Annotated in this window: 18 protein-coding genes; 10 read left to right on the top strand and 8 right to left on the bottom strand. The window is 40.0% G+C overall.

Translation table 11 applies throughout. The features are described from left to right. Positions 1 to 17 precede the first annotated feature (17 nt). Positions 18 to 2,369, bottom strand: coding sequence for a BamA/TamA family outer membrane protein (locus M2419_RS24105; protein WP_182332931.1), 2,352 nt, complete (start codon positions 2,367 to 2,369; stop codon positions 18 to 20). Positions 2,370 to 2,377: 8 nt separating this feature from the next. On the opposite strand from M2419_RS24105, the gene M2419_RS24100 reads away from it, so the two are divergent. Continuing rightward, positions 2,378 to 3,127 carry an RNA methyltransferase gene (locus M2419_RS24100; protein ID WP_182332947.1) on the top strand — a complete coding sequence of 250 codons (750 nt, stop codon included), beginning with the start codon at positions 2,378 to 2,380 and terminating at the stop codon, positions 3,125 to 3,127. A gap of 24 nt (positions 3,128 to 3,151) precedes the next feature. Here M2419_RS24100 and M2419_RS24095 read toward each other — a convergent pair whose 3' ends face one another. Next, a complete protein-coding gene (locus tag M2419_RS24095; RefSeq protein WP_202883792.1) occupies positions 3,152 to 3,322 on the bottom strand; it encodes a hypothetical protein in 171 nt (56 codons plus the stop codon). 332 nt (positions 3,323 to 3,654) lie between these two features. On the opposite strand from M2419_RS24095, the gene M2419_RS24090 reads away from it, so the two are divergent. The 5 genes from M2419_RS24090 to M2419_RS24070 all read left to right on the top strand — a co-directional run bounded on the left by M2419_RS24090 (position 3,655) and on the right by M2419_RS24070 (position 10,069). Next, positions 3,655 to 4,827 carry an MFS transporter gene (locus M2419_RS24090; protein WP_259255765.1) on the top strand — a complete coding sequence of 391 codons (1,173 nt, stop codon included), beginning with the start codon at positions 3,655 to 3,657 and terminating at the stop codon, positions 4,825 to 4,827. A 198-nt stretch (positions 4,828 to 5,025) separates the two neighbouring features. Continuing rightward, positions 5,026 to 5,940, top strand: coding sequence for a hypothetical protein (locus M2419_RS24085; RefSeq protein ID WP_182332951.1), 915 nt, complete (start codon positions 5,026 to 5,028; stop codon positions 5,938 to 5,940). Next, on the top strand, positions 5,937 to 6,614 hold the full coding sequence (locus tag M2419_RS24080; protein WP_259255764.1) for an ATP-binding cassette domain-containing protein: 678 nt from the start codon (positions 5,937 to 5,939) through the stop codon (positions 6,612 to 6,614). The genes M2419_RS24085 and M2419_RS24080 overlap by 4 nt, the downstream gene beginning before the upstream one ends. Positions 6,615 to 6,641: 27 nt before the next feature. Continuing rightward, positions 6,642 to 7,190 carry a GNAT family N-acetyltransferase gene (locus M2419_RS24075; RefSeq protein WP_259255763.1) on the top strand — a complete coding sequence of 183 codons (549 nt, stop codon included), beginning with the start codon at positions 6,642 to 6,644 and terminating at the stop codon, positions 7,188 to 7,190. Between the two features lie 143 nt (positions 7,191 to 7,333). Beyond that, positions 7,334 to 10,069 carry a DNA gyrase/topoisomerase IV subunit A gene (locus M2419_RS24070; protein WP_182332957.1) on the top strand — a complete coding sequence of 912 codons (2,736 nt, stop codon included), beginning with the start codon at positions 7,334 to 7,336 and terminating at the stop codon, positions 10,067 to 10,069. A gap of 81 nt (positions 10,070 to 10,150) precedes the next feature. On the opposite strand, the gene msrA is transcribed toward M2419_RS24070, so the two are convergent. Both msrA and M2419_RS24060 read right to left on the bottom strand, forming a co-directional pair. Next, on the bottom strand, positions 10,151 to 10,666 hold the full coding sequence (gene msrA / locus M2419_RS24065; protein ID WP_083663801.1) for a peptide-methionine (S)-S-oxide reductase MsrA: 516 nt from the start codon (positions 10,664 to 10,666) through the stop codon (positions 10,151 to 10,153). Positions 10,667 to 10,865: 199 nt separating this feature from the next. Continuing rightward, complete coding sequence (locus M2419_RS24060; RefSeq protein ID WP_120336530.1) at positions 10,866 to 11,894, bottom strand: N(4)-(beta-N-acetylglucosaminyl)-L-asparaginase; 1,029 nt, start codon at positions 11,892 to 11,894, stop codon at positions 10,866 to 10,868. A 419-nt stretch (positions 11,895 to 12,313) separates the two neighbouring features. On the opposite strand from M2419_RS24060, the gene M2419_RS24055 reads away from it, so the two are divergent. The 4 genes from M2419_RS24055 to M2419_RS24040 all read left to right on the top strand — a co-directional run bounded on the left by M2419_RS24055 (position 12,314) and on the right by M2419_RS24040 (position 19,419). After that, positions 12,314 to 13,540: an NlpC/P60 family protein gene (locus M2419_RS24055; RefSeq protein WP_259255762.1), complete on the top strand. Its 1,227-nt coding sequence runs from the start codon at positions 12,314 to 12,316 to the stop codon at positions 13,538 to 13,540. Between the two features lie 8 nt (positions 13,541 to 13,548). Beyond that, complete coding sequence (locus tag M2419_RS24050; protein WP_259255761.1) at positions 13,549 to 14,604, top strand: dipeptide epimerase; 1,056 nt, start codon at positions 13,549 to 13,551, stop codon at positions 14,602 to 14,604. A 121-nt stretch (positions 14,605 to 14,725) separates the two neighbouring features. Next, positions 14,726 to 17,932: a TonB-dependent receptor gene (locus tag M2419_RS24045; RefSeq protein WP_259255760.1), complete on the top strand. Its 3,207-nt coding sequence runs from the start codon at positions 14,726 to 14,728 to the stop codon at positions 17,930 to 17,932. 17 nt (positions 17,933 to 17,949) lie between these two features. After that, complete coding sequence (locus tag M2419_RS24040; protein WP_153844990.1) at positions 17,950 to 19,419, top strand: RagB/SusD family nutrient uptake outer membrane protein; 1,470 nt, start codon at positions 17,950 to 17,952, stop codon at positions 19,417 to 19,419. A 73-nt stretch (positions 19,420 to 19,492) separates the two neighbouring features. On the opposite strand, the gene M2419_RS24035 is transcribed toward M2419_RS24040, so the two are convergent. From M2419_RS24035 to M2419_RS24020, 4 genes are all read right to left on the bottom strand, one after another. Then, entirely contained in the window at positions 19,493 to 20,896 is a 1,404-nt protein-coding gene (locus M2419_RS24035) for a M14 family zinc carboxypeptidase (RefSeq protein WP_153844991.1), read from the bottom strand. Position 20,897: 1 nt separating this feature from the next. After that, positions 20,898 to 21,953, bottom strand: coding sequence for an LD-carboxypeptidase (locus M2419_RS24030; protein ID WP_153844992.1), 1,056 nt, complete (start codon positions 21,951 to 21,953; stop codon positions 20,898 to 20,900). Positions 21,954 to 21,962: 9 nt separating this feature from the next. Continuing rightward, positions 21,963 to 23,300 carry a dihydroorotase gene (locus M2419_RS24025; RefSeq protein ID WP_153844993.1) on the bottom strand — a complete coding sequence of 446 codons (1,338 nt, stop codon included), beginning with the start codon at positions 23,298 to 23,300 and terminating at the stop codon, positions 21,963 to 21,965. 237 nt (positions 23,301 to 23,537) lie between these two features. Beyond that, positions 23,538 to 24,233: a response regulator transcription factor gene (locus M2419_RS24020; RefSeq protein WP_075991688.1), complete on the bottom strand. Its 696-nt coding sequence runs from the start codon at positions 24,231 to 24,233 to the stop codon at positions 23,538 to 23,540. Positions 24,234 to 24,309 lie beyond the last annotated feature (76 nt).

The raw sequence follows: 24,309 nt of genomic DNA, 5'->3' as shown, positions 1-24,309 counted from the left end.
AACAAAACGATTGTACATTAGAACGGCATACCGATTCCAAAATTGTATTGAATAAAATTGTATCTGTCGGGTCTATGGGTTTCATAATATTGTGCCTTAAATTCCTTGGAATCAAAGAAGTGCTTGATAACCCATTGATCAGCACCTGAGAATTGTGGATCTTTTAGTTTAAGCCCGGCATCTAAGCGAATCACAAAATAGTCCGAATCGAAACGAAGTCCGAAACCGGTACCGATGGCGACTTGCCCAAGGAATTTATTGAATTTAAACTCTCCACCCGGATTTAGTTCTTCATCCTTCTTCAGTCGCCAAACATTTCCCATATCCACAAATGTCGCTCCATTCATCTTTGCGCCCAGGAAGTTATTAAGTAATCTGAATCGATACTCCGCATTCGCTTCCAGCTTAATCTCCCCCAACTGATCCAAGTTACGCAGGTTTAAACGCAAATCCTCACTAAGACTCTGCCGGTTATAGGCACCTGGTCCCAGGGTACGTGCCTGCCAAGCGCGTATACCATTCATCCCCCCACTATAAAAGCTCTTTTCAAAAATCAACAGTTTAGAGTTATTACCATAAGGAATCGCTATCCCTGGATTAAAACGGAAGACAAACTGCCTATTTCCACCAAGATTTCGGTATAAACGATAATCAAATTCTGTCTTGGCGTATTGAAGAAAGGGCACACCAAATATTTTTTTCTCACCATCAGCATTCTTGGGCAATTTTGCCAAGGAGCTAATAAGGTCCAGCACGTTTCCACTCACGTCCAATGTTCCTCTGAAATATTGAAAATCCTCCTTGCTATTCAATTTCTTGCCATTCAGGATAAAGGTATATTGTGTTCCTAAACCAAAATACTGGCGATCGTTGCTACGTACATACAGCTGGTAGCCTTCCTGTACAAGCTTGTTCCGAAAATTGGAATCCAAGCGTCCATCCCGATACTCCAAAACGATAGGCGTAAAACTATGGTACTTATTTTCTGTTTCATACCAAGAGTAATTCAGCGATGTGATAAAATAGCGGTTTGAATAGGTTTTATCTTGATCGAACAACTGCAATGTCATCGAGTAGGTCGTTTTGGGCAAACCAAACTTCCCCCCTGGATTAATATGAAAGGGCACCATCAGACGAGGAATAACCAAATTTACGCCCGCTTGAAAATCGTTATTGAATATTTTACTGGAAAGCCCTCCTGCTAAACGCGGATCAAACAATACACCATAACGTAATTTCACTTCCAATTGCTCCGAACCACCAAAGATATTACGTTGTGAGAATGTATTTCCAATATTAAATCCGCTCATACCTGAACTAAAGGTATACTCCCCCTCTATCTGGTTTCCCATACGAGGTCTTGGAACGAAATCATAGTGCACATCTAGTTTATTGGAATCTTTTTTGACAAACTGCATTTTGACAGAACGAAAACCATTCATCTCGTACAATCGGTCATAGGATTTATTTTCCTCCCGCAAGGAATAGTACTGACCTGAGCGTAAATACATATAGCGTTCCAAAGGTTTCCACCTGAAACTATTCGTTTCATCAACAAATAAAAGACGTTTTGCAGAATCTAGGATACGACGTGGCTCCTTCTTCGACATTGTTCCATAATTCCTTATCGTCATATAAACACTGTCTATTTGATACTTTTTATGTATCGTAGAGTCAGATGGATTTTCGACATTAATTTTCAAGTCAATCAAAGCTCCATCGATAGTTGAATCGACCCCAGCACGCATATATTGCCTTACATAATCGTAATACCCATTGTTACGCATCGAAACATAAAGTTTCTCCCGCTCATCAAGCAACTTTGCGGCATCGTACTGAGTATTGGATTTTACGGAAGTTTTAGGAAGTACCTCCCGTTCAAATATTGCCTTTATATCTTCATCCTCAAATTTTCGATCTATATTTCTAACTTGATAAGGAACACCTTCATCCACTTTAAAATCGATATGTGCTCTCTTTTTGGAAACTGAAATCGTAGGTTCGACCTTAGCTTTAAAGTAACCTTTTGAAAATAGAAAACGCCGGATTTGATTGGCAGACAAATCCACCATTGCCGAATCCAGCAAATGAGGTGGTTCACCGACATTCCGAATTTTCTTGGTTTTATAGCGTCCGTTTTTAGTATTGAACGTATTGTAAATGAATAGATTTACCCTTGAATTAGGTCTTATTTGATTGGAAATATACGTTTCGGATGATTCTTTCAATGCAGGGGTGACACCAGAAATCTGTACTTTTGTAACCAGAGCTTGGTCATCGTCAAGATATTTTGAAGACCGGCATGATGCAAAAAATAACACTAAAAGCGTTATACTTGCAAATCCGATAAAACGAGTATACTTAATCATCAATAAAAATGTTGTCAAAAGCGCAAATCAGTCTAATAACGTCTCTACAAAATAAAAAGTATAGAAAACAACACGGCCTGTTTATCGTTGAGGGTATAAAATCCGTGATGGAATTTATTTCATCAAGTTATGAGGTTGAGTCTATTTTCTACACGGACGACGCCAACACAAAAGTGGGTAAAATCTCGCATAATATAAAATCCCATGAACTAACGGAAACTGAATTCCAAAAGATTAGCGCACTGAAATCGCCACAAGGTATACTCGCTTTGGTCAAACTTCCTTTACAGCAAAAAATTGTATCAAGTGATTTAAAAAATAAGTTTAGCCTCGTACTCGATGATGTGCAGGATCCAGGCAATCTAGGGACAATTATCCGCACGGCGGAGTGGTTTGGAATCGAACATATTATCTGTTCCATTGGCACTGTAGACGCTTACAATCCTAAAGTAGTGCAAGCAACTATGGGCTCATTGGCAAGACTGCAGATCCACTATACTGATTTAACTGATTTTATTCCGGCTACTGGATTGAAAGTGTATGGCGCCCTACTTGATGGTCAATCCATTTATCAGACTGTGTGGGCTGATGAGGGGCTAATTGTTATGGGTAACGAAGGAAATGGCATCAGCGACGAAATAATACCTTTGATCGATCAAGCTGTCACTATACCACGCCTAGGGCAAGCCGAATCATTGAATGTAGCCGTAGCAACAACGATCTTCTGTAGTGAGATTTCCAGACAAAAACTGACCTAAAACAGATTCAATTTGATACTTCGCTTATAGCTTTTGATGTAATCCAATCCTGTTTCCTTCCAAATCTTCAATCTCTGCGACGGCAAAGCCCAAGTCGGTATGAAAGGTGGCTGAATATAACTCTTTTCCCCCAAGCGCTAGCGCTTTCCCGATTGTATCGATCACATTTTCTACATGGAAATAAATGATTTCCATCAAATTCTTCCCGTTCAAAGGAAAAGTTAAATGTTTGGCTGTAAAACCGAACAGCTCTTTCCATATTCGTTACAGGAATTTCAAAATATACTCCTGAGATTTCTATACCCTTCCATATTTAAACACTGATCTTCATCAAAAATATCAATTTTAATAGAGAAAAAGCCCCGTCGCGACATTTTTCTATTCGTTTAAAAGATTCGATTAATTTTTGTCAAAAGAAAAAGCTTAATCGCTCCAAAAACTGTACATTTGAACAGTTCAATTGAAAGACGGATCGATACCGCTATCCATGTTCTTTTTTGAATATTCACACACGATAAAATTACACCATGCCCGCTGAACAGAAATCCATCTATACGTTACAATTTATTTTACTTTGCTTAAGCTCGCTCCTATTTTCTTCTAGTTTCAATATGATTATTCCGGAACTACCCAATTATCTGAGCAGTTTGGGGGGTACGGAGTACAAAGGGCTAATCATAGCATTGTTTACTTTGACTGCTGGAATTTCGCGGCCTTTTAGTGGTAAATTGACCGATCGGTGGGGACGTGTACCGGTCATGGCAATTGGATCCATCGTCTGTTTCATCTGTGGTTTTCTTTATCCCATTTTAACATCAGTCGCGGGCTTCCTATTCTTACGATTGATACATGGTTTTTCCACCGGTTTTAAACCTACCTCAACTTCTGCGTATGTCGCCGATCTGGTTCCTCAAAAAAGATGGGGTGAGGCTCTTGGCATGCATGGACTGGCTTTTAGCGTCGGTACAGCTGTTGGCCCAGCAATTGGGAGTGCCATTTTCGAGGCCTTTGGTATCAATGTTATGTTTTATTGCTCTTCTTTCATGGCACTTCTCTCCATTCTTATCGTCATTAACATGAAAGAAACACTGGCGAAAAAAGAAAAATTCAATCTTTCCATGCTCAAAATAAACCGCAAGGATATTATTGAATGGCGTGCCCTTCCAGCTGGAATCGTCACGTTTTTATCTTATACCGCTTATGGAGTCATTTTAACTTTAATTCCCGATTGGAGTGAATATCTGGGACTTAAAAATAAAGGGCTATTTTTTCTGGCATTTACAATCGCATCGGTGCTGATACGTTTCGTATCCGGCAAAGTTTCGGACCGTTACGGGAGACCAAAAGTCATTGTTGTCGGAATAGTCATTATTGCTATTGCACTCGTTGCTATCGGTATGGGCAATAGTTTCATTGGAATGATGATCGGCGCAAGCATCTATGGCGTGGGCACAGGTATACTCTCCCCTGCCGTCAATGCTTGGACGATCGACCTTAGCCTACCTGAACATCGGGGCAAGGCAGTAGCAACCATGTATATCTCACTTGAAGCTGGAATAGGGCTTGGCGCACTGCTTGCTGGATTATACTATAGTGATGTTATCCTCCGGATTCCAGTCATTATGTATGCCAATGCGGTAGTTTTGCTACTGGCACTGACCTATATGCTGAGCTGGCAGAGAAAGCACAAAGCCCACTAGCCTTTATTGCTTTTGCAAACTCATGCAGGACCAAACCTCATTTCCTCTTTAAATGTGTTTCTCAATGGATAGCGGAGAAATCAGTAAACTGCGCAGTAATCCGAGTACCGAGAAGAACAGAGAAAATCGAATACTTGCTTTTATATGCCACGCAATTATATTGCATATAAAAGGTAATTTATCTAAGTTTGATTTATCATGTTAAGCAATTATTTAAAGCTTCAGTATACTTTACTGTCTCGGCATATTCGGGCTACAGGACTGCCTGTTTGGCTCGCCTTTCTCCTGTTGTTTGGATTATGTTATTTTGCTTATTATGCTTTGGTTCAATACCCGCTTTTTGGTTGTTATGCACTACTGCTTGGTAATTTTCAAGCACTGTTTCTGCTCACTGAAAAGAACAGAAATGACTTTCTCAAAAATACATACAGTAAGCGAGATTTTCACAAGATCAGAATAGTTGAGAATGGCCTATTAACGCTGCCGTCCTTCGTCATTCTTTTCCTCCACAGCCAATGGCACTATGCGTTGTTATTGGATACTTTGGCTGTTGTTTTTGCATTTTTGACATTTGGGGCTTTCGTAAAATCTATTCCGACACCTTTCGTAAAAAAACCTTTTGAATTTATCATCGGGTTCCGACGGAGCTACTTGCTTTTGCTTGTATTGTATCTATTGGCTGGAATCGGTTTTTATGTCGCCAATTCCAATCTTGTTTTATTTTGCGTCGTTTGCATTGCGCTCACCTGCGTTTTCTATTATCAATTGCCGGAGCCTATTTTTTACCTCTGGAATCACCATCATACACCAACAGTCTTTCTGATGCGAAAGTTTAAAAGGGGAATTTTACAGTGTCTGCTCTTGGTACTGCCCCTTCTTTTTCTGTATGTTGTAATCTTTCCATCGGATTTATTTAATGCCTGTATTGTATTGGGCGGAATATTACTTTTACTTCCTTTTGCAATCACATTGAAATACGTCGCTTACCCACGGGAGATCAATTTCCCCGAAGGTTTTGCTTTGGCACTTTGTTTTAGCTTTTACCCTTTGATTCTAGCGCTCTTACCTTTTTATTATATCAAAGCAATCAACAATCTAAAAAATTACTTATGATCGAGCTTGCGAATATCAATAAGTCCTTTGGACAGCATCAAGTACTCCACGAGGTTACTTACCTCTTTGATAGCGGAAAAGTATATGGTATCGTCGGTGAAAATGGTGCTGGAAAGACAACGCTATTTCGTTGTATTGCTGGACTAGAAACCGCCACTGGAAGTCTAAAATCTGATTTAGAACCGCTGAAAAACAATTTAGGTTACCTCACCTCGGATCCGTATTTCCTTTCAAAACTCACCGGGGAAGAGTATATTTATTTGCTGGCAGATGCACGGGGTAAACAGATCAAAAACCTCAGTGAAAGGAATATTTTCGAGTTGCCCTTAAAGGAGTATGCGAGCACCTATTCCACGGGAATGAAAAAAAAACTAGCCCTGACAGCTACTTTACTTCAGGACAATAATTATTATATCCTTGACGAACCTTTTAATGGCATCGATCTACAAAGCAGCATTATTCTTACGGAGATTATTCTTCGCTTAAAAGCAATGAGTAAAACGATCCTGATTTCGTCCCATATCTTTTCTACGCTAAAAGATACCTGCGATGAAATCTTGGTACTCGAAAATGGCAGAATTAGTAAATCTGTAAAAAAAGAGCAGTTCGGCGATTTTGAAGAGGAAATGAAAGAAAAAATACTACAAAAAGATATCGACAAATTGTGGCTTTAGCATGCCGTAACACTTGAGATAAACAATATGGAAAAACACTTACCTATACTGGAAACTGAACGTTTAATTATCCGTCCAATACAGATGGATGATGCAGCTTATTTTTTCGCAATGGATTCACAGCCGGAGGTTCATACCTTTCTGAATAACGAACCTGTTCAATCTATTGAAGAAATGAAAAAAGCCATCGCACATATTCAGCAACAATATGAAAAATACGGTATAGGCCGTCTAGGGGTCATTGAGAAATCAAGCAATCAATGGATAGGCTGGACAGGATTTAAATATATTGACGAACTGGAGAACGGACGTATTGGATTTTTAGACCTTGGTTATCGTTTCAGAACGGAATCTTGGGGAAAAGGCTATGCGACAGAAGCCGCACTAGCCTGCATGCAATATTACAGAGAACAGCTGACCCATTTTGAAGTACATGCCATCACACATACGGGAAACCTGGGGTCAAGGCATGTCTTGGAAAAAGTAGGATTTCAGGTAACTGAAGAATCTCATTTCGACCTATGGAATATTCCCTGTTATTGGTATGATCTGGCCATTGACCGACCAACAAACTAATTATATTAGCTTTAAAAACTAATTTTTTTAACTTTTCATAGTTTCACTGGGATAAAACAAAATGGTTTTGTATTTTTACACGTTCGAATAAAATACTATTTCGAACATTTCTGTATTGTACAATTTAATCTATTGCTGAGTAAATGAGTGACGAAACGAACTTCCCAACGGAAGATAATCAAGAAGAACTGGGATCAGGAAAAACAGAAAACGGAAGTCAGACGATACCTTTATCAGGACTATACGAAAACTGGTTTTTGGACTATGCATCCTATGTTATCTTGGACAGAGCCGTACCACATATCAATGACGGTTTGAAACCCGTACAACGTCGTATCCTCCATTCCTTGAAGGAAATGGATGATGGACGATATAATAAAGCTGCCAACGTCATTGGTAACACGATGAAATATCACCCACATGGTGATGCTTCTATCGGTGATGCCATGGTACAATTGGGCCAAAAGGATCTCCTGATTGACTGTCAAGGTAACTGGGGCTTCCCAATTACGGGCGACTCTGCTGCTGCTCCACGGTACATCGAGGGAAGATTATCCAAATTTGCAAATGACGTTGTCTTCAATCCCGAAACAACTGAGTGGCAATTGAGTTATGATGGACGGAATCGCGAACCTGTCACACTTCCGGTAAAATTTCCATTATTATTGGCTCAAGGTGCCGAAGGTATTGCTGTTGGTTTAGCAACCAAGATTATGCCGCACAATTTCATTGAGTTAATTGATGGATCTATTCAGGTATTACACGGTGAACGTCCGAATATCTTCCCAGATTTCCCTACGGGTGGTATGGCCGACGTTTCAAATTATAATGAGGGTCAACGTGGCGGTAAAATCCGTGTACGTGCGAAAATTGAAGAACGCGACAAAAAGACGCTCGCAATTACAGAAATTCCATTTGGAACCACGACGGGCGGTCTGATTGAAAGTGTGGTCACAGCAAACGATAAGGGAAAAATTAAGATCAAAAAAATCGAGGACAATACAGCAGGAAATGTAGAGATCATTGTGCATTTGGCTCCTGGAATTTCTCCTGATGTAACGATTGATGCCTTATATGCCTTTACCGCCTGTGAAGTCTCTATCTCACCTAACACTTGTGTTATCAAAGATGAGAAACCTCACTTTATGAGTGTCAATGACATTCTAACGGAAAACACAATAAACACCAAAAATTTATTGAAACGAGAATTGGAGATTCGTTTAAACGATCTTCAAGAAAAAATCTTCTTCAGTAGTTTATTAAAAATATTTATTCAAGAGGGGATGTACAAACATCCGGATTATGAAAATGCAGGTGACTTTGAGGTCGTGGTGCAGGTTCTGAATCGCTTGTTTGAACCTTTCTTCGATCAATTTTATCGCGAGATACGACCAGAAGATTACAAAAAATTGATCGATAAACCAATGAGTAGTATTACACGTTTCGACGTTAAAAAAGCGGACGAAATGATGAAAACACTCGAAAATGAGATCAAGGAAGTCAAGCGTCATCTACGTCAATTGACAGAATATGCCATTGCATGGTTTGAGAAATTGCGTGAGAAATATAGTAAAGACCGCGAGCGTAAAACCGAACTGCGTATATTCGATAAAGTAGAAGCGACCCAAGTTGCCCTAGCAAATGCCAAGCTATATGTCAATCGTGAGGAAGGATTTATTGGCTCAGGCATGAAGAAAGATGAGTTTGTATGCGACTGCTCGGATATCGACGATATTATTGTATTCCGCGAGGATGGCAAGTATGTTGTCAGTAAAATCCAGGATAAAGTATTCGTTGGAAAAGGAATTATCCACGTTGCTGTTTTCAAAAAAGGTGATGAACGTACAATCTATAATGCCATCTATAAAGAAGGTGAAACTGGTACCAGTTACATCAAACGTTTCTCTGTGGTAGGTGTCACTCGGGATAAGGAATATGATGTATCCAAAGGATCCAAAGGATCTAAAATCCTATATTTCACAGCCAATCCAAACGGTGAAGCAGAGATCGTTAATATACAGCTTAAACCGCACACAAAATTGCGCAAGTTGAATTTTGACATGGACTTTGCCGAGATTGCAATCAAGGGCCGTGCTTCACAAGGAAACATTGTGTCAAAATATCCCGTCAAAAAAATCAGCTTTAAAAGCTCTGGTGTCTCCACACTGGCAGGACGAAAAATATGGTACGATACCATCATGAAACGTCTAAATGCAGATGAACGTGGCCAATACCTTGGCGAGTTTGACGGCGACGACAAGATATTAGTGGTTCTTTCGGACGGTAGTTACGAATTGTCAAACTTTGATCTAAGCAACCACTTTGACGAGAAAATGATCCGGATCGAAAAATACTACCCGGACCATATCTATACAGTTGTGCATCAGGACGGCAAGAGTGGAACGTACTTTGTCAAACGTTTTAAATTTGACGATCAACCTATTGGAAAACGTATTTCCTTTATTAATGAAGATGCGGGGTCTAAATTGGTATTGATGAGTAATGCGGCTGAACCGATGGTCAAATTGGATATTTTAAAAGGTAAATCCCAAACGGAAGAAACTCTTGATCAACCTTTGACTGAAATTATTGACGTAAAAGGAATAAAAGCACAAGGAAACCGCCTCTCTTTCCATACCGTAAAATCGGTTACGTTAACAACGGTGGATGAAGATTTAAGTCAAAAAGGTAAAGAAAAAGCAGCCGAAACGAGTACTGATACCACAGAAACAACGGTTGATAGCACCATAACGGCGGTGGACAGTTCCGTGAAGGAGAAGGAGGTAGAGTCAACCGATAAAAATGACGATATCAAATTGGAAATCACTAATCCAAATGACATCCAAATCGACGATAAAGGACAGATGGAAATGTTCTAATTCGTATTCCATACACAAAAAAGGCTCGAATAAATATTCGAGCCTTTTTTGTGTAGGATACAACACCTTAAGTATTGTCCTTTAAGCTTTAAATTCTTTTAGGAATTTTTGAAGTTTTGGAGCAATGACTACTGAACAAAATGGATTTTCAGGATGATCATTAAAATAATTATGATGATAATCTTCTGCTAACCAAAATGTCACGGCTGGTTCTACCGTTGTGACAATAGCGTCCTCATAAACATCCTCATTTTCCAATTCGTCGATAAAATTCTGCGCTAAGATCTCCTGTTCTTCATTATGATAAAAAACAACTGATCTATACTGCGTACCCACATCGTTACCTTGACGGTTTAATGTCGTCGGGTTATGTGTCTTAAAAAAGATTTTCAATAGGTCTTCATAGTTCACCAGCTCTTCGTCATATTCTAGCTCGACAACCTCAACATGATCAGTTGTACCCGTACAGACCTGCTCATAAGTTGGCTTATCTACATGCCCTCCCATATAACCAGGCAATACCGATGTTACCCCTTCAGTGTTTTGGAAAATAACTTCTGTACACCAAAAACATCCTCCTCCAAATGTTGCTTTCATACTTTTATAATCTTGCGTATTTTAATCTTACTTTTTCAAACACTATAGCCGATTTAGTAGCTACAGCGAAAAATGTTTAGACAAATATAATTATTAATCGGCAATGAGATACACTGCTATCATTGCGAAAAATGGCAGCTTACGTTCCATTTGCCACTTGAGAACGAAGCCCTCGTACCCATAGCCCCCTATTTTAATATTAATAGTAGTGTTTTCCCTTAATCAATAAATCTTGTTGTTTACTGTCACAAACCGCATAGGAAAAACCTTGTTGTAGCGCATAGGCACCATATTCGCCTTTTTTATTTATTGCTAAGAATCCAACTTGAATTTCCTTCGCAATTGCAGGTTTCTTCTTCACGATACGCATAACGGCTTCCTTACAGGCATCTTCCGGAGAATAACCCTGACGCATCAATTCGACAACCAAGAAACTACCTACATTCCGTATGACTTCTTCACCAACTCCGGTCGATGTAGCTCCGCCCACTTCATTATCGACATAAAGTCCGGCTCCAATAATAGGGCTATCTCCTACCCGGCCGTGCATCTTGAAAGCCATACCACTGGTTGTACAAGCTCCAGAAATATTCCCATTGGCATCCAAAGCCAACATACCGATCGTATCGTGGTTATACTGGTTCCCTGGCAGACGTTCCGCTGCAAAGGATTGATTTTCAATATTGGCTACAGGTTTGTATTTTTTCTCCTTTAACCATTCTTTCCAAGCCTTTTCACCTTCTGGCGTTAGAAGATTCTCTTCCTTAAAACCATTTTCTAACGCAAATTGCAATGCACCTTCGCCTACTAGCATCACGTGGGGTGTTTTTTCCATGACCATCCGCGCTACTGATATTGGATGTCCAATTTTTTCCATTCCAGCAACAGCACCACAGTTACCATCCGCATCCATGATACAAGCATCAAGTGTGACGTGACCATCGCGATCTGGATAACCACCTTTACCAACTGTCATATTTTTGAGATCAGCCTCGGGTACACGTACGCCTTGTTCAACGGCATCCAATGCCTTACCACCTTTCGACAATATTTCCCAAGCGGCTTTATTTGCTGCAATCCCAAAGTCCCAAGTTGAAATTACAATAGGATATTTTTTAACACTGCCCTTTGCTGCAATCGTCAATCCTTTCGCATCAAATGCTGTCAATGTCCCCATTGCCGTCGCAGCAATCAAACCTTGCCTAATAAAATCACGTCTTGAACTCATTTCCTTATTAATATTTTATAAAACTATCGCTATTGATTAATCCGGCAAAAAACAATCAAAAAAATTGCCTTCGGTCTACCGAATACAAAAAATTTCCATTATTGACTGCACAAAGGCATCGCTCTCTTTCTAGTGTATTGCACGACCTTACGTCACATCTGACCCCAATCTACTTCATCGATATACGCCGGAAAATGCTATTCTACATTTTTACAGCTTCGTGTTAAACTGAAGAAGGATATTGACTTTACAATCAATAAGCAATATTACAAAATGGTTTTAGCAATTAGATAATTTAATTAAAATTAAACCCAAACATTCGTTTTTTAGCAACATAACATCAAAATCACTTAAAAATCGACAATAAAAATTGACTTATATTATGAATTAATCCTATCTTTAGAAACAAACTAATTCGCATGAAAAACACTCTTAAATTCGCTATTTTAGCTTATGCAAGCCTAATAGGTGTTGAAAGCAGTCAGGCGCAGCAGCTAGATTCCACGACTTATTTCAAGATCAAAGAGTTGCAAGAAAACGTAAAACGTGAATTCGCTCCCGATAAAAGAACCAAGATCGTAGCAATCCAAAAAGCGGATATAGCACAGAACCAATATGTGCTTGAAACAACTGAAAAAGATGCTAAGTTCGTTTTGGAGCAAAAAGCAAAAGAAATATCAGCCAATATTCAGGTACAGCTCTTACCTGATGCAAGTGTAGGCGAAAAAACTACTGGAGTCATCAGGCTCTCCGTTGCAAATATGCGTACATTTCCAGATAATGCGGCGGAACTGACGAGCCAGGTGTTATTGGGAACACAAGTAGACCTTCTACAGAAAAAGAGTGGCGACTATCGCGTACGCACCCCCGACGGTTATATCGCATGGGTACCTACTTCGTCCATTGAAGCGATGGACAAAACCATGCTGGCAAATTGGCGGCAAGCAGAAAAAGTTATCTATACAGCGGAGTTTGGAAAATCATATTCTGAACCCAATGAAAAAAGCCAACGAGTGTCTGATCTCGTATATGGTGACATCCTTCAGTTAAAAGGACAGAAAAGCAACTTTTATGAAATAGCATATCCGGATGGGCGTTTAGGTTATATTAAAAAATCAGAAAGTCTAACCTTAAAAAATTGGTTTGAAACGCGCCAGCCTACAGCGGAAAATATTATCGCCAGTGCAAAAACAATGTTGGGCCTACCCTATTTATGGGGGGGAACATCGGTGAAAGGTGTAGACTGCAGCGGTTTTACCAAAACAAGCTTTTTTATGAACGGCTTCGTGATTCCGAGAGATGCATCGCAACAAGTACTTGCAGGTGAAAAAATCGACATTTTAGATCAAGAAGGACATTTCGACCCTGAGAAAGCACTCAAAAATCTAAAACCGGCAGACTTATTGTTCTTTGCGGCAGGCAAAAACAGCAACCCTAATGCGCGTGTAACACATGTTGCACTCTATATCGGCAATGGAACTTTTATTCACGCTGCCGGATTAGTCCGGATCAACAGTATGCTTAAGGACGCTGCAAACTACGATGATTTCCAAACCCGAACTGTGGTTGCTGCACGCCGTTACCTCGGGACCCACGATAGCGCAATACAGAAAGTCGTTGAAAGCAATTATTACAACAATAAATAAACATAACGATGAGCAATCAATCTGAATGGATCAGTAAAGATTTTGGGGCCTTTAAATTAAGGTTTAGACCTTACACTTTAACTTTGCGCCATGTCTTTACAGTAGCTTCCTTTAGCCGAAGCACAACACCGGTTGTATTGACCGAACTAGAGTATGATGGCATTATCGGTTATGGTGAAGCGAGTATGCCACCCTATCTAGGCGAATCTCAGGAAAGTGTCCTATCATTCCTCAATCAGATTGATCTGACAGGCTTCAACTCTCCTTTTCAAACCGAAGAGCTCCTGCATTATATTGATCAGCTTGCTTTGAAAAACACGGCTGCAAAAGCGTCCATTGATATTGCCCTACATGATATCCTTGGTAAAATTATGAATCAGCCCTATTATAAGATATGGGGATTGAATCCTAACCTTATCCCACCGACGTCCTACACCATCGGAATCGATACAGAAGAAATGATCCGCCAAAAAGTCGCCGAAGCTGATCAGTTTAAAATTTTAAAGGTGAAACTGGGTCTTGATACGGATAAAATGATCATAGACACCATCCGTCAGGTTACCGATCGTCCTTTGTGTGCCGACGTCAATCAAGGTTGGAAAACACGTGAAGAGGCTTTGGAAATGGCACACTGGCTTGCAGAAAGAAATGTTTCTTTCTTGGAACAGCCGATGCCCAAGGAGCAGATAGACGACAACGCCTGGCTTACTGAGCATAGTCCTATCCCTACTATTGCCGATGAAGGATGCCAACGCCTTCTGGATGTTCCTGCATTAAAGGGTGTATACTCGGGGATCAACATCAAATTGATGAAATGCACGGGCATGCGTGAAGCTAAACAAATGGCAGAACTTGCTCGTTCTTTGGAAATGAAAGTTATGATCGGCTGTATGACCGAAACTTCCTGCGCGATCAGTGCAGCTGCACAACTTGCACCATTAACAGACTGGGCAGATCTAGACGGTGCTTTATTAATTGGAAATGATATATACGACGGCATGACCGTGGTAAATGGCAGTTGCCTTCTCCCCGACCGTCCGGGGATTGGAATTGTAAGAAAATAACCCTATATTCAGTGCAATGTTTTTTTCTTAAAGAAAAGATTGCACTGAATTGCTATCACAAGTTTGACCAACATCGATAGCACCAAAATATTAACAACTAAATTAATCAATTCACACTTTTATGAAACAACATGTGCTCACAACGTTGTGTCTCATAGCCTGTAGTTCGATGCAGTCTTTATATGCACAACAGATCCAAATTGCTGGTAAAATCACAGACAGCAATGGAAAACCAATTAGCGGAGTTACAATAAATGTAAAAGGCGCTAGCCAAGGGACCTCAACAAACGAAAATGGCCTGTTTACCTTAAACACAAACGCCAATGCGACATTAACTATATCTGCCGTAGGTTATAGCCGACAAGAAATTCAGGTCAATGGCCGAAAAACCATTAGTATTTCACTCAACAGTGATGAACAGGCACTGGACGAAGTCATTGTCATTGCCTACGGAACGGCTAAAAAGAGCACCTATACAGGTTCGGCAGCACAAGTAAAATCAGATGCCATTGATAAACAACCTGTCACTTCTTTTGAAAAAGCACTTACTGGCCGTGTTGCAGGTCTGCAAATGTCAAATGGATCTGGTCAGGCAGGTGCAACTTCAGCTATACGCATTCGAGGCATAGGCTCCATGAACGCGTCGAACGAACCACTCTATGTCATTGACGGTGTTCCAGTCATTTCGGGTAGTGTCGGACAGATGGGCGACTATATTGTCAATACTAACAACGTCATGAGCACATTAAATCCCAGCGATATCGAATCTATTTCTGTGCTTAAGGATGCTGCCGCCTCATCCCTTTATGGGTCCCGCGCGGCAAATGGTGTCATCATCATCACCACAAAAAAGGGAAAAAACGGAGATCCGAAGATCAATGTCAAGTCCTCTATTGGCATTAGTCCTTCCTGGGCAACCAAAAATAATGAACCTGCTTCGGTACAGGATCAAATCAATATGCTTTATAGTGTTTTATACGATTCTAGAATAGCAGCTGGTCAAACGGCTGAACAGGCGAATAAAAACACCTTATTCCGCTTAAATTCTTTGGACTGGAATCAAAATTCGGCAAATTACGGTAAACCAACTTCTTCTTATGGTTTTGGTATTCATGGCTATCAATTCAGCACGGATGGAACCTCACAATGGGAAAATGTACATATCTCAGGAAAAACAGATGGTGTAGAGAATCGAGATGGTAAGTATTATGACTGGAACAAAGCATTGTTTAGAACCGGGATATTCAACAGCAACGATATCTCGGTAAGCGGAGCAACAGAAAAAACCAATTACTATGCGTCTTTAGGATACACGCAAGACAAAAGCAGGATTATTGAGAATAACTTCGACAGAATCAATGGTCGGATTAATTTAACGCAAAAGATTGGGAAATATCTCGAATTTGGTTCAAACGTCAACTACGCTAAAAACAAGCTTATTGGGATGAATGACACCAGGAATACAGGAACAAATTACCTGTATCAAGCGAGTAATTTATTATGGCAGATGTATTGGCCAACTGATTATAAAACAGGTAACGAATATACAGCACGTTATGGTAGTCTCGCTTATAATCCGCTGTATTACAACAAGGAATGGGAAAACTCTTCGAAAACAAGCAAATTATCAGCTATAGAATCTTTATCATTAAAGCTATTGCCTGAACTTACATTGAAGACTATTTTCTCCTATGACCGGACCGAAGTCAAAGATCATATCTATTACAGTGCTAAACATTATAACGGTATGGCAGACAATGGCCGGGTCACAGAGGTGTCTACGTCCATTGAAAAATTGGTATCATCCACAACCGCCAATTACAACAAGAGTTTTGGCTTGCATAATATCGGGTTATTAGCTGGTTTCGAAGCTGAAAAAAACACGACTGATTTTATCCGTGCTACAGGTAAAGATTTACCATCCTCATCACTTCATACAGTCGCCACTGCAGGTATATTGGATGCGTCCGCCTATTCTTGGGGCAATAATATGATGTCTGTACTATCGCGGGCGGAATATAACTACGATGAACGCTATTTTGCCTCGGCATCTTTTAGAAGGGACGGTTCATCCCGCTTGGCACCAGGTCCTCGTTGGGGCAACTTTTGGTCTTTAGCTGCTTCCTGGAATTTGGCCAAGGAATCTTTTATTAAAGAGATTGAAGAAATCAATAACCTAAGAATTAGAGGTTCCTATGGGGTAAATGGAACATTACCTACGGATCTTTTTGCCTGGCGCAATTTAACAAGTTATTCCAACAAATATATGACGCAGCCAGGTGGTGGGCTTAATAATTTAGGCAATCCGGACGTCGCTTGGGAGAAAAATTACTCCACAAACATCGCATTGGAATTTGGTCTGTTCCACAATAAACTATTCGGTACAATTGAATATTTTAACAGAGACTCGAAGGATCTTTTACAGAATGTTCCGATCTCCACAATTACTGGTTTCGGCTCCATATTGCGAAATGTTGGCGAAATGAACAATAAAGGTATAGAGATTGAACTGGGCTCAGATATTGTTAAAAATGAAAATTGGAAATGGACATTAAGTGCAAATACCGCAATTATCAAATCCAAGATTACAAAACTATATGGTGGACGAGATATCGTCTGGTATGATCCCACAGGTGGAGACGATAGAGCTCGATTTATTTATCGCGAAGGAGAATCGTCTTTATCTTTCTTTGGGTTGGAATGGGCAGGTACCGATCAAACCAATGGCAAAAACGTCTGGTATACAAACGACGGCACGGATGGCGATTTTATCTTTAACGGAAAAGCTGCAAGTTATGATTACAAAAAAGCTAAACAAACCATCATCGGAAATGCTAATCCTAAACTATATGGCGGTATAAATTCTGACATCGATTATAAAAACTTTTCATTGGGATTGAACTTTGCTTATAAAATTGGCGGCAAACTTTATGATGCGACATCCAAAGATGTTGCCGATGACGGCTATTATTGGGAACGAATTCATGCCGCTTATTTTACAGAAAATAGCTGGTCACCTTCAAATACGGATGGAACTTACCCGATGGTTACCGGAAGAGATCTGGAAGATGTGAACCAGATCAGCAGTAGACAACTGTTTGACGCGTCATATCTTAGATTAAAGAACATTTCGTTGAGCTATAGATTACCAAATGAATTTTTAAAACGAGCTGGCATCTCCAATGCAAGGGTATTTTTCAATGGAAGCAATTTATTGACTGTTTCGAAATACAAGTATATGGATCCAGAAGTTAACCAATTTGGTACGCGGGGCTGGGAAACACCATTGGCAAAAACGTACACTTTCGGTGTTGAATTTAGTTTTTAACGAAAAGAAACAGTATTATGAAAAAGCTTTTTATTGCCTCGTGCATAACAATATCATTAGCAATCAGCTCTTGTAGCAATTTTTTGGATGTCACACCGACCAATATGGGGGACTCCAATACCTCCATCCAAACTGCTGCTGACGCAAAGGTTATTATGAATGGATTAATGAGTAAAATGGCAAATGTTGCCTACTATGGACGAAATTTCCCGCTCTATGCTGATGCCAAAGGGGGGGACTTTACGATTGCATCCCAAGGCCGCGGTTATGACTATCTTTATGTATTTAATCATTCGGCCTCTTCTAATCCCTATTCAGGCATCTGGACACAAGGGTTTCATACACTCGTGCAGATCAATAATCTTTTGACAAATATCGATAAACTAATCGCTGCCGGTTCGACAGAAAATTTTAATACGTATAAAGGACAAGCATTGACCGCAAGAGCCCTCATCAATTTTGATCTTGTCAGGTTGTACGGAAAACCCTACAACATGGAAAAATCTGCCCTTGGTATCCCTAATGTGACGAAAGTACTCGAATATAGCGCGCAGGAAAAACGTATCTCCGTTGAGGAAAACTACAAACAAATAGTACAGGATCTAAAGGATGCAGAAAGCTTATTGCCAAAATCCAAATCGGATGGATATTTCAATTTTTTCGCCAATAAAGCACTGCAAGCTCGTGTGTATCTCTATATGAATGATTATGATAACTCGTTAAAATCAGCGCAGGAGGTCATAGACTCCAAAGTCTACACATTGTATAGCAATGAAAACTGGGTGAAATCCTGGACAGGTATGTTTGGAACTGAATCTATTCTAGAATTGGGTGTCTATCCGAATGAAGCTGATGCGGGGACTAGTTCTCTGGGTGCGATGTTCCGCAGAAAAGGACATGGCAGTACAGCCATATTGGGAAACTTTATAGCCGCAGATCCATTCTTGGCCAAACTTAAGAAAGACGAGACAGATGTCAGATGGGGTGTTATGGCGTACGATGAAGTCGGCACCACCCATTTAGGAGCGGTCTATAAATATAGCGGTAGCACCACTCTTGCTGGTGATAAAAATTCAACAGCAAATAGTACCGCAGTCAATATTAAGGTCATCCGTTTGTCCGAAGTATATCTTATCGCTGCTGAAGCTGCTCTATTAAAATCATCTCCTGACAAGGCCCTTGCAGCAAATTACCTGAATGCAATACGCCAACGTTCTCCAAAATTAGATGTCGCGACCTCAGGCACGATTACTTTAGATATGATTGCCGATGAGAGAAGCAAAGAGCTCCTTGGAGAAGGTCATCGCTTCTTTGATATGATGCGCTGGAACAAATCGATAACTTTTGATGATGATTTAGGAAATATAAGCACAACAAATAGGCAAAAAACGATCGATAGAACTTTCTTTAAAACCATTCTTCCTATTTCACTGGATGAGATGAATGCAAACCCAGCTATAGCAAATCAACAGAATACCGGCTACTAGTAGTCTCAAAAAAGGAAAAAGGTCACAGCCTATGCTGTGACCTTTTTCCTTTTTTGAGCTATATTAGGCATTGCTAACTTATCTGATTTTTATACTGCTGTTGCTTTGGTTTTTTCAAATCGATCACCCAACCATTAACTACGGCGTAAATAATCTTTCCTTCTTTCCGAAGAAAGAAATCCGCCTGAGCTCCGAGAGCTAATTGTTGTGAAAATTCTATAGCTTTTTTAGTTAATACACGAATTGGAAGGTTATGCAAAAATTCTCCCGGGATCACATTTTCAATAATAACAGCGGCATAGCCTTTTTCAAGTAATCCCATCACGATGGTATCATCTAAATCGGTCAGGGAAGCAAATGGCTCCATATACATCTTGGCTGGGGCAAACTCCATTCCTGCAACATCAATATCTACATAACCATAAAAATCTTGCAGATCGCCAATATCCTCTACTATCCCCTCCAGATAATAGTCAGAGCCTATCGTCTTTTCATTTTGCCGGATGGCGACATCGACAAGTAATGGTTTTCCACTCCGCTCAATGGTCAAATTTCTCAGCAACACATCATGGAGCTTTTCATCATTGAAGGGAATTGCATCGTAATCGGTAACCGAATGCCGTTTAAAGGATTGATCAGCAATTTCCTCAAATGCTTTTAACAATGCTACGAAATTACATTTTCTGACCAGCATTTTTTCGGTATCACCAACATAAGCTCCTGATTCAATTAAAATCGTCCTAGCGCCCCATTTTTGAAAATTATCACCGAAACCGCGCGGTGTATGCTCATCGTCATACCTTGCAACTGCCTTTGGAACAAAGTCCTGAAGGATTTTATTTATTCCAACAATCACCCGCATCGCATCTCTCCGAGTTTCATTGATACTCCGCGCATAATCATAAGCAGGTGCCAATAAGGAAATTGTTACTGGCGTATTTGTTCCGGGAATATTGTAGTAATTGTTTTGGTTATGCAGGTTAAAGGCAAAATCAGGTTTTAGCAACATGGCTTGCGCCTTCAATAAGGCTCCTTCCACTGTTGCTGTTGCCCTTGCATCTCTGTTCATATCCACATCCATGGTTGTCCTACGCTGAAACCGTTCTGTTCCATCAGGATTTAGCATCGGAATAAAATATAAGGTCACTTTTGATGCTATGTCATCTCTAACCGCATCAAAACCATCATCTTTTCCGTTGAAAAAATTAAATAGATCAAACAAGGCCATTGTTGCTGTAGGTTCATCACCATGCATTTGCGACCATAAAAGTATCTTGATTGGCCCTTGTCCGTATTGTAGTCGAAAGATCGAACGATCTTCGGTAGACTTGCCAATTTCCGCTACAGCAAAACGTCCAGAGCTTCTGATATTTTCTAATAACGGCAAAATATCAGCATGTTTAAATCTTCTATGCATCAAAGCCTTTTCTTCATATAAAGAAAAGGCTTTGATGAAATCAACTTTTACTAATTTCATATTAATCTTTTAATGCAGGCTCCATTAAAGCAATCGTTCCTTGCGAAGCATCTACACGGACTTTTGCTCCTACGGGCAAAATAAACTGTTCGGCAATATGACCAACGACAGCCCCTGTATAAGCGGGTATTTTTAACGGTCTGATATAATCATTGAACAGTTGGTCAAGTGTTACGGATCCATAGCCACCAGATGGTTTACAATTGGTGCACTTGCCAAAAATAAAACCCTTAATCGCACCCAGTACACCAGCATTTTTCAATTGACAGAACATGCGGTCAACACGTTCCATATCTTCGTCGACCTCTTCAAGAAAAAGAATTTTATCTTTAAAATCTGGCAGATAAGGTGAACCACATAAGCCGGTCAACACGGTCATATTTCCACCCAGCAATACCCCATCTACTATACCAGGATGAATTGTGGCAATTCGGTCTTTGGTCTGCACAATGCTATCACCTTTAGACTTGGGGTTTTCAAATATTGCTGGCTGATTGGCTACAAACTGAGCATTGAAAGCCTCTGCAAGCTTCTTAGTCCAGGTACTGATCCCCACTGCACCATGAAACGTTATAAGTCCTGTCTTGGCATATAATGCCAAAATTAAGGCTGTTATATCTGAATATCCCAATAAAATTTTTGGGTTATTGGCGATCAGTCTGTAATCTAATCGATCTAAAAGACGTGATGTACCCGAACCTCCTCTGATGCAAACAATCGCTTTGACGGTCTTGTCTGCAAACATATCATGAATGTCTGCTATACGCTCCTGATCTGTACCGGCCAAATTACCGTAGCGGCTGCGTATATGTTTACCTTCTTTTACTTTAAAACCTAAGGTCTCAAATATCTCACGTGCAATACTAATTGATTCTTCATCATCCAATACACCAGCAGGCGTTATTAAACCTACGATATCCCCCAATTTTAACCTCGTTGCAAGCAAAGCAGCTTGACCGTACAATTCGGCTTTATCTCCGGTTGGCTTCCCCATTCCCAGTACAGGAATAGACAACACGCTTAAAGCAATCGATTTTAGAAAGGCTCTTTTTTCCATTGCTAAATACTATCGGTTGAACAACAGACGTTCACCAGCACCTTTCTCAATAAGTTGTCCATTGGAGAAAGCAAGTTTACCTGATACGAGAGTATGTTCAATCGTTGAACTAAATGTGTGCCCCTCAAATGGTGACCAGCCACATTTCGACAGGATATTCGCTTTCGATACCGTATAAGGTTTATTCAGATCGACCAACACAAGATCCGCCCAATATCCCTCACGAATGTACCCTCTATCTTCAATTTGGAACAATGTAGCTGTATTGTGTGCAGATTTTTGCACCAATTGTTCCAGGGTCATTTTTCCTGCTTTGACCATATCTAACAAGGCTTGCAACGCATGCTGTACAAGAGGTCCTCCGCTTGGTGCTGAAACATAGGGCTGAGATTTCTCCTCAATTGTATGCGGAGCGTGATCTGTCGCTATCACATCGATATGTCCATCCAGTACAGCTTTTAAAATCTGATCGCGGTCATTGGCTGTTTTTACAGCTGGATTCCATTTGATAAAATTACCTTTTGAGGCATAATCCTGATCAGAAAACCAAAGGTGATGAATACAGGCTTCAGCCGTTATTTTTTTATCCTTTAGTGGAATATCATTATTAAATAATGCAATTTCTTTGGCGGTTGAGATATGAAGGATATGCAAGCGTGTATTGTGCTTTTTTGCCAGCTCGACAGCTTTTGACGAAGACAAATAACAAGCTTCCTCAGAACGAATCAATGGATGCATCTCAATTTTTAATCCATCCTCGCCATATTTTTCCTTAAATAGGGCCAAATTCGCCTTTATCGTTGCCTCATCTTCACAGTGCGTAGCCACCAAGGTCGGAGCACTTGCAAAAATACCTTCCAACGCTTTTTCATTATCAACCAGCATATTGCCAGTAGAGGAGCCCATAAAAACTTTTATACCACAGACATTTCTTGGATTCGTTTTAAGTACCTCCTCAAGATTATCATTAGCTGCCCCCATAAAGAATGAATAATTGGCCAGCGCATTTTTTGCCGCAATATCATATTTATCTTGAAGCAATTGCTGGGTCAACGTATTAGGAACAGTATTAGGCATTTCCATGAAAGAGGTTGTCCCACCGGCAACTGCTGCGCGACTCTCATGCCATATATCCGCTTTATAAGTTAAACCGGGTTCTCTAAAGTGAACCTGGTCATCAATAAGTCCAGGTAGCAAGTGTAGCCCCTCAGCATTTATTTCCTGATCAGCAGGATGATTAATTTCCTGAGCAATCATTTCGATTCGACCATTGCTGATATATACGTCAGCAACCTCAACTTTACCTTCATTGACAAGTTGCGCAGATTTTATAAGAATAGATGACATGTTGAAATTTTTACTTTGCTTTAGGTCAAAAGTAAAGATTTGTTGTGGTGATATCAAGTTATCTCGATAAAGAGTTCCCTATAACGACGACAATTTCTTCCTTAAATTCTCGCCTTCCTCTTATGTCAAATTTGAAATATCCTACTCGTATTTGTCTAGATTTGGCGCAAAACAAATCGCATTAAATCTAAACTCCGGAAGTTAATCGCATAAAAAAAGAGGCTAAAGCCTCTTTTTTTATTCTTTATCGAATTTGTATCCTACTCCTTTTACAGTGGTTACATAATCGTCACCTATCTTTTCGCGCAGCTTGCGGATATGGACGTCAATTGTACGATTGGTTACCACAACAGAATCTTCCCAAATACTCTTTAAGATCTGTTCGCGTGTAAACACCTTGTTCGGTTTTGATGCCAATAAATACAATAGTTCAAACTCTTTCTTTGCTAGAACGATCTTTTGTTCCCCTTTATATACCAAGAAAGAATCTCGATCAATGACCAAGTCGGCAATTTCAATTTTATCCTGAACAGAGGCATCTGACTCTTCGGAAGCATTTCTTCTTAAGATAGCATTGATGCGGCTCATTAAAGCACGCGGCTTAATTGGCTTTGCTATATAGTCGTCTGCACCGACATGAAATCCTGCGATCTCCGAATACTCTTCGCTTCTAGCAGTCAAAAATACCATGAATGTACTTTTGAATTCAGGCATTGCGCGCATGATACGACAAGCTTCAATTCCATCCATCTTTGGCATCATCACATCCAAGATGATAAGATCAGGATTTACTTGTTTGGCAACGTTGATTGCCTCTTCCCCATTTTGCGCTGTAGAGACCTGATAACCTTCACGATTTAAGTTGAATGCAATTAAATCCAAGATATCCTTTTCGTCATCAACAATTAAAATCTTTTGTTTCGAAGAACTCATTTGTCTTATTTTTTTTGCTAAATTATAAACAAAATGATAACAATCAGTTAATCTAATGTTACCAAATTATTAAGTA

Source organism: Sphingobacterium sp. BIGb0116 (assembly GCF_024808035.1).
GTDB lineage: Bacteria > Bacteroidota > Bacteroidia > Sphingobacteriales > Sphingobacteriaceae > Sphingobacterium > Sphingobacterium paramultivorum.
This window is presented reverse-complemented; position numbering and strand designations above follow the sequence as displayed.

Excerpts from the sequence above, each read along its gene's own strand:
- M2419_RS24105 (WP_182332931.1), bottom strand. The coding sequence starts at position 2,369 with ATGATTAAGTATACTCGTTTTATCGGATTTGCAAGTATAACGCTTTTA.
- M2419_RS24100 (WP_182332947.1), top strand. The coding sequence starts at position 2,378 with ATGTTGTCAAAAGCGCAAATCAGTCTAATAACGTCTCTACAAAATAAA.
- M2419_RS24095 (WP_202883792.1), bottom strand. The coding sequence starts at position 3,322 with ATGGAAATCATTTATTTCCATGTAGAAAATGTGATCGATACAATCGGG.
- M2419_RS24090 (WP_259255765.1), top strand. The coding sequence starts at position 3,655 with ATGCCCGCTGAACAGAAATCCATCTATACGTTACAATTTATTTTACTT.
- M2419_RS24085 (WP_182332951.1), top strand. The coding sequence starts at position 5,026 with ATGTTAAGCAATTATTTAAAGCTTCAGTATACTTTACTGTCTCGGCAT.
- M2419_RS24080 (WP_259255764.1), top strand. The coding sequence starts at position 5,937 with ATGATCGAGCTTGCGAATATCAATAAGTCCTTTGGACAGCATCAAGTA.
- M2419_RS24075 (WP_259255763.1), top strand. The coding sequence starts at position 6,642 with ATGGAAAAACACTTACCTATACTGGAAACTGAACGTTTAATTATCCGT.
- M2419_RS24070 (WP_182332957.1), top strand. The coding sequence starts at position 7,334 with ATGAGTGACGAAACGAACTTCCCAACGGAAGATAATCAAGAAGAACTG.
- msrA (WP_083663801.1), bottom strand. The coding sequence starts at position 10,666 with ATGAAAGCAACATTTGGAGGAGGATGTTTTTGGTGTACAGAAGTTATT.
- M2419_RS24060 (WP_120336530.1), bottom strand. The coding sequence starts at position 11,894 with ATGAGTTCAAGACGTGATTTTATTAGGCAAGGTTTGATTGCTGCGACG.
- M2419_RS24055 (WP_259255762.1), top strand. The coding sequence starts at position 12,314 with ATGAAAAACACTCTTAAATTCGCTATTTTAGCTTATGCAAGCCTAATA.
- M2419_RS24050 (WP_259255761.1), top strand. The coding sequence starts at position 13,549 with ATGAGCAATCAATCTGAATGGATCAGTAAAGATTTTGGGGCCTTTAAA.
- M2419_RS24045 (WP_259255760.1), top strand. The coding sequence starts at position 14,726 with ATGAAACAACATGTGCTCACAACGTTGTGTCTCATAGCCTGTAGTTCG.
- M2419_RS24040 (WP_153844990.1), top strand. The coding sequence starts at position 17,950 with ATGAAAAAGCTTTTTATTGCCTCGTGCATAACAATATCATTAGCAATC.
- M2419_RS24035 (WP_153844991.1), bottom strand. The coding sequence starts at position 20,896 with ATGAAATTAGTAAAAGTTGATTTCATCAAAGCCTTTTCTTTATATGAA.
- M2419_RS24030 (WP_153844992.1), bottom strand. The coding sequence starts at position 21,953 with ATGGAAAAAAGAGCCTTTCTAAAATCGATTGCTTTAAGCGTGTTGTCT.
- M2419_RS24025 (WP_153844993.1), bottom strand. The coding sequence starts at position 23,300 with ATGTCATCTATTCTTATAAAATCTGCGCAACTTGTCAATGAAGGTAAA.
- M2419_RS24020 (WP_075991688.1), bottom strand. The coding sequence starts at position 24,233 with ATGAGTTCTTCGAAACAAAAGATTTTAATTGTTGATGACGAAAAGGAT.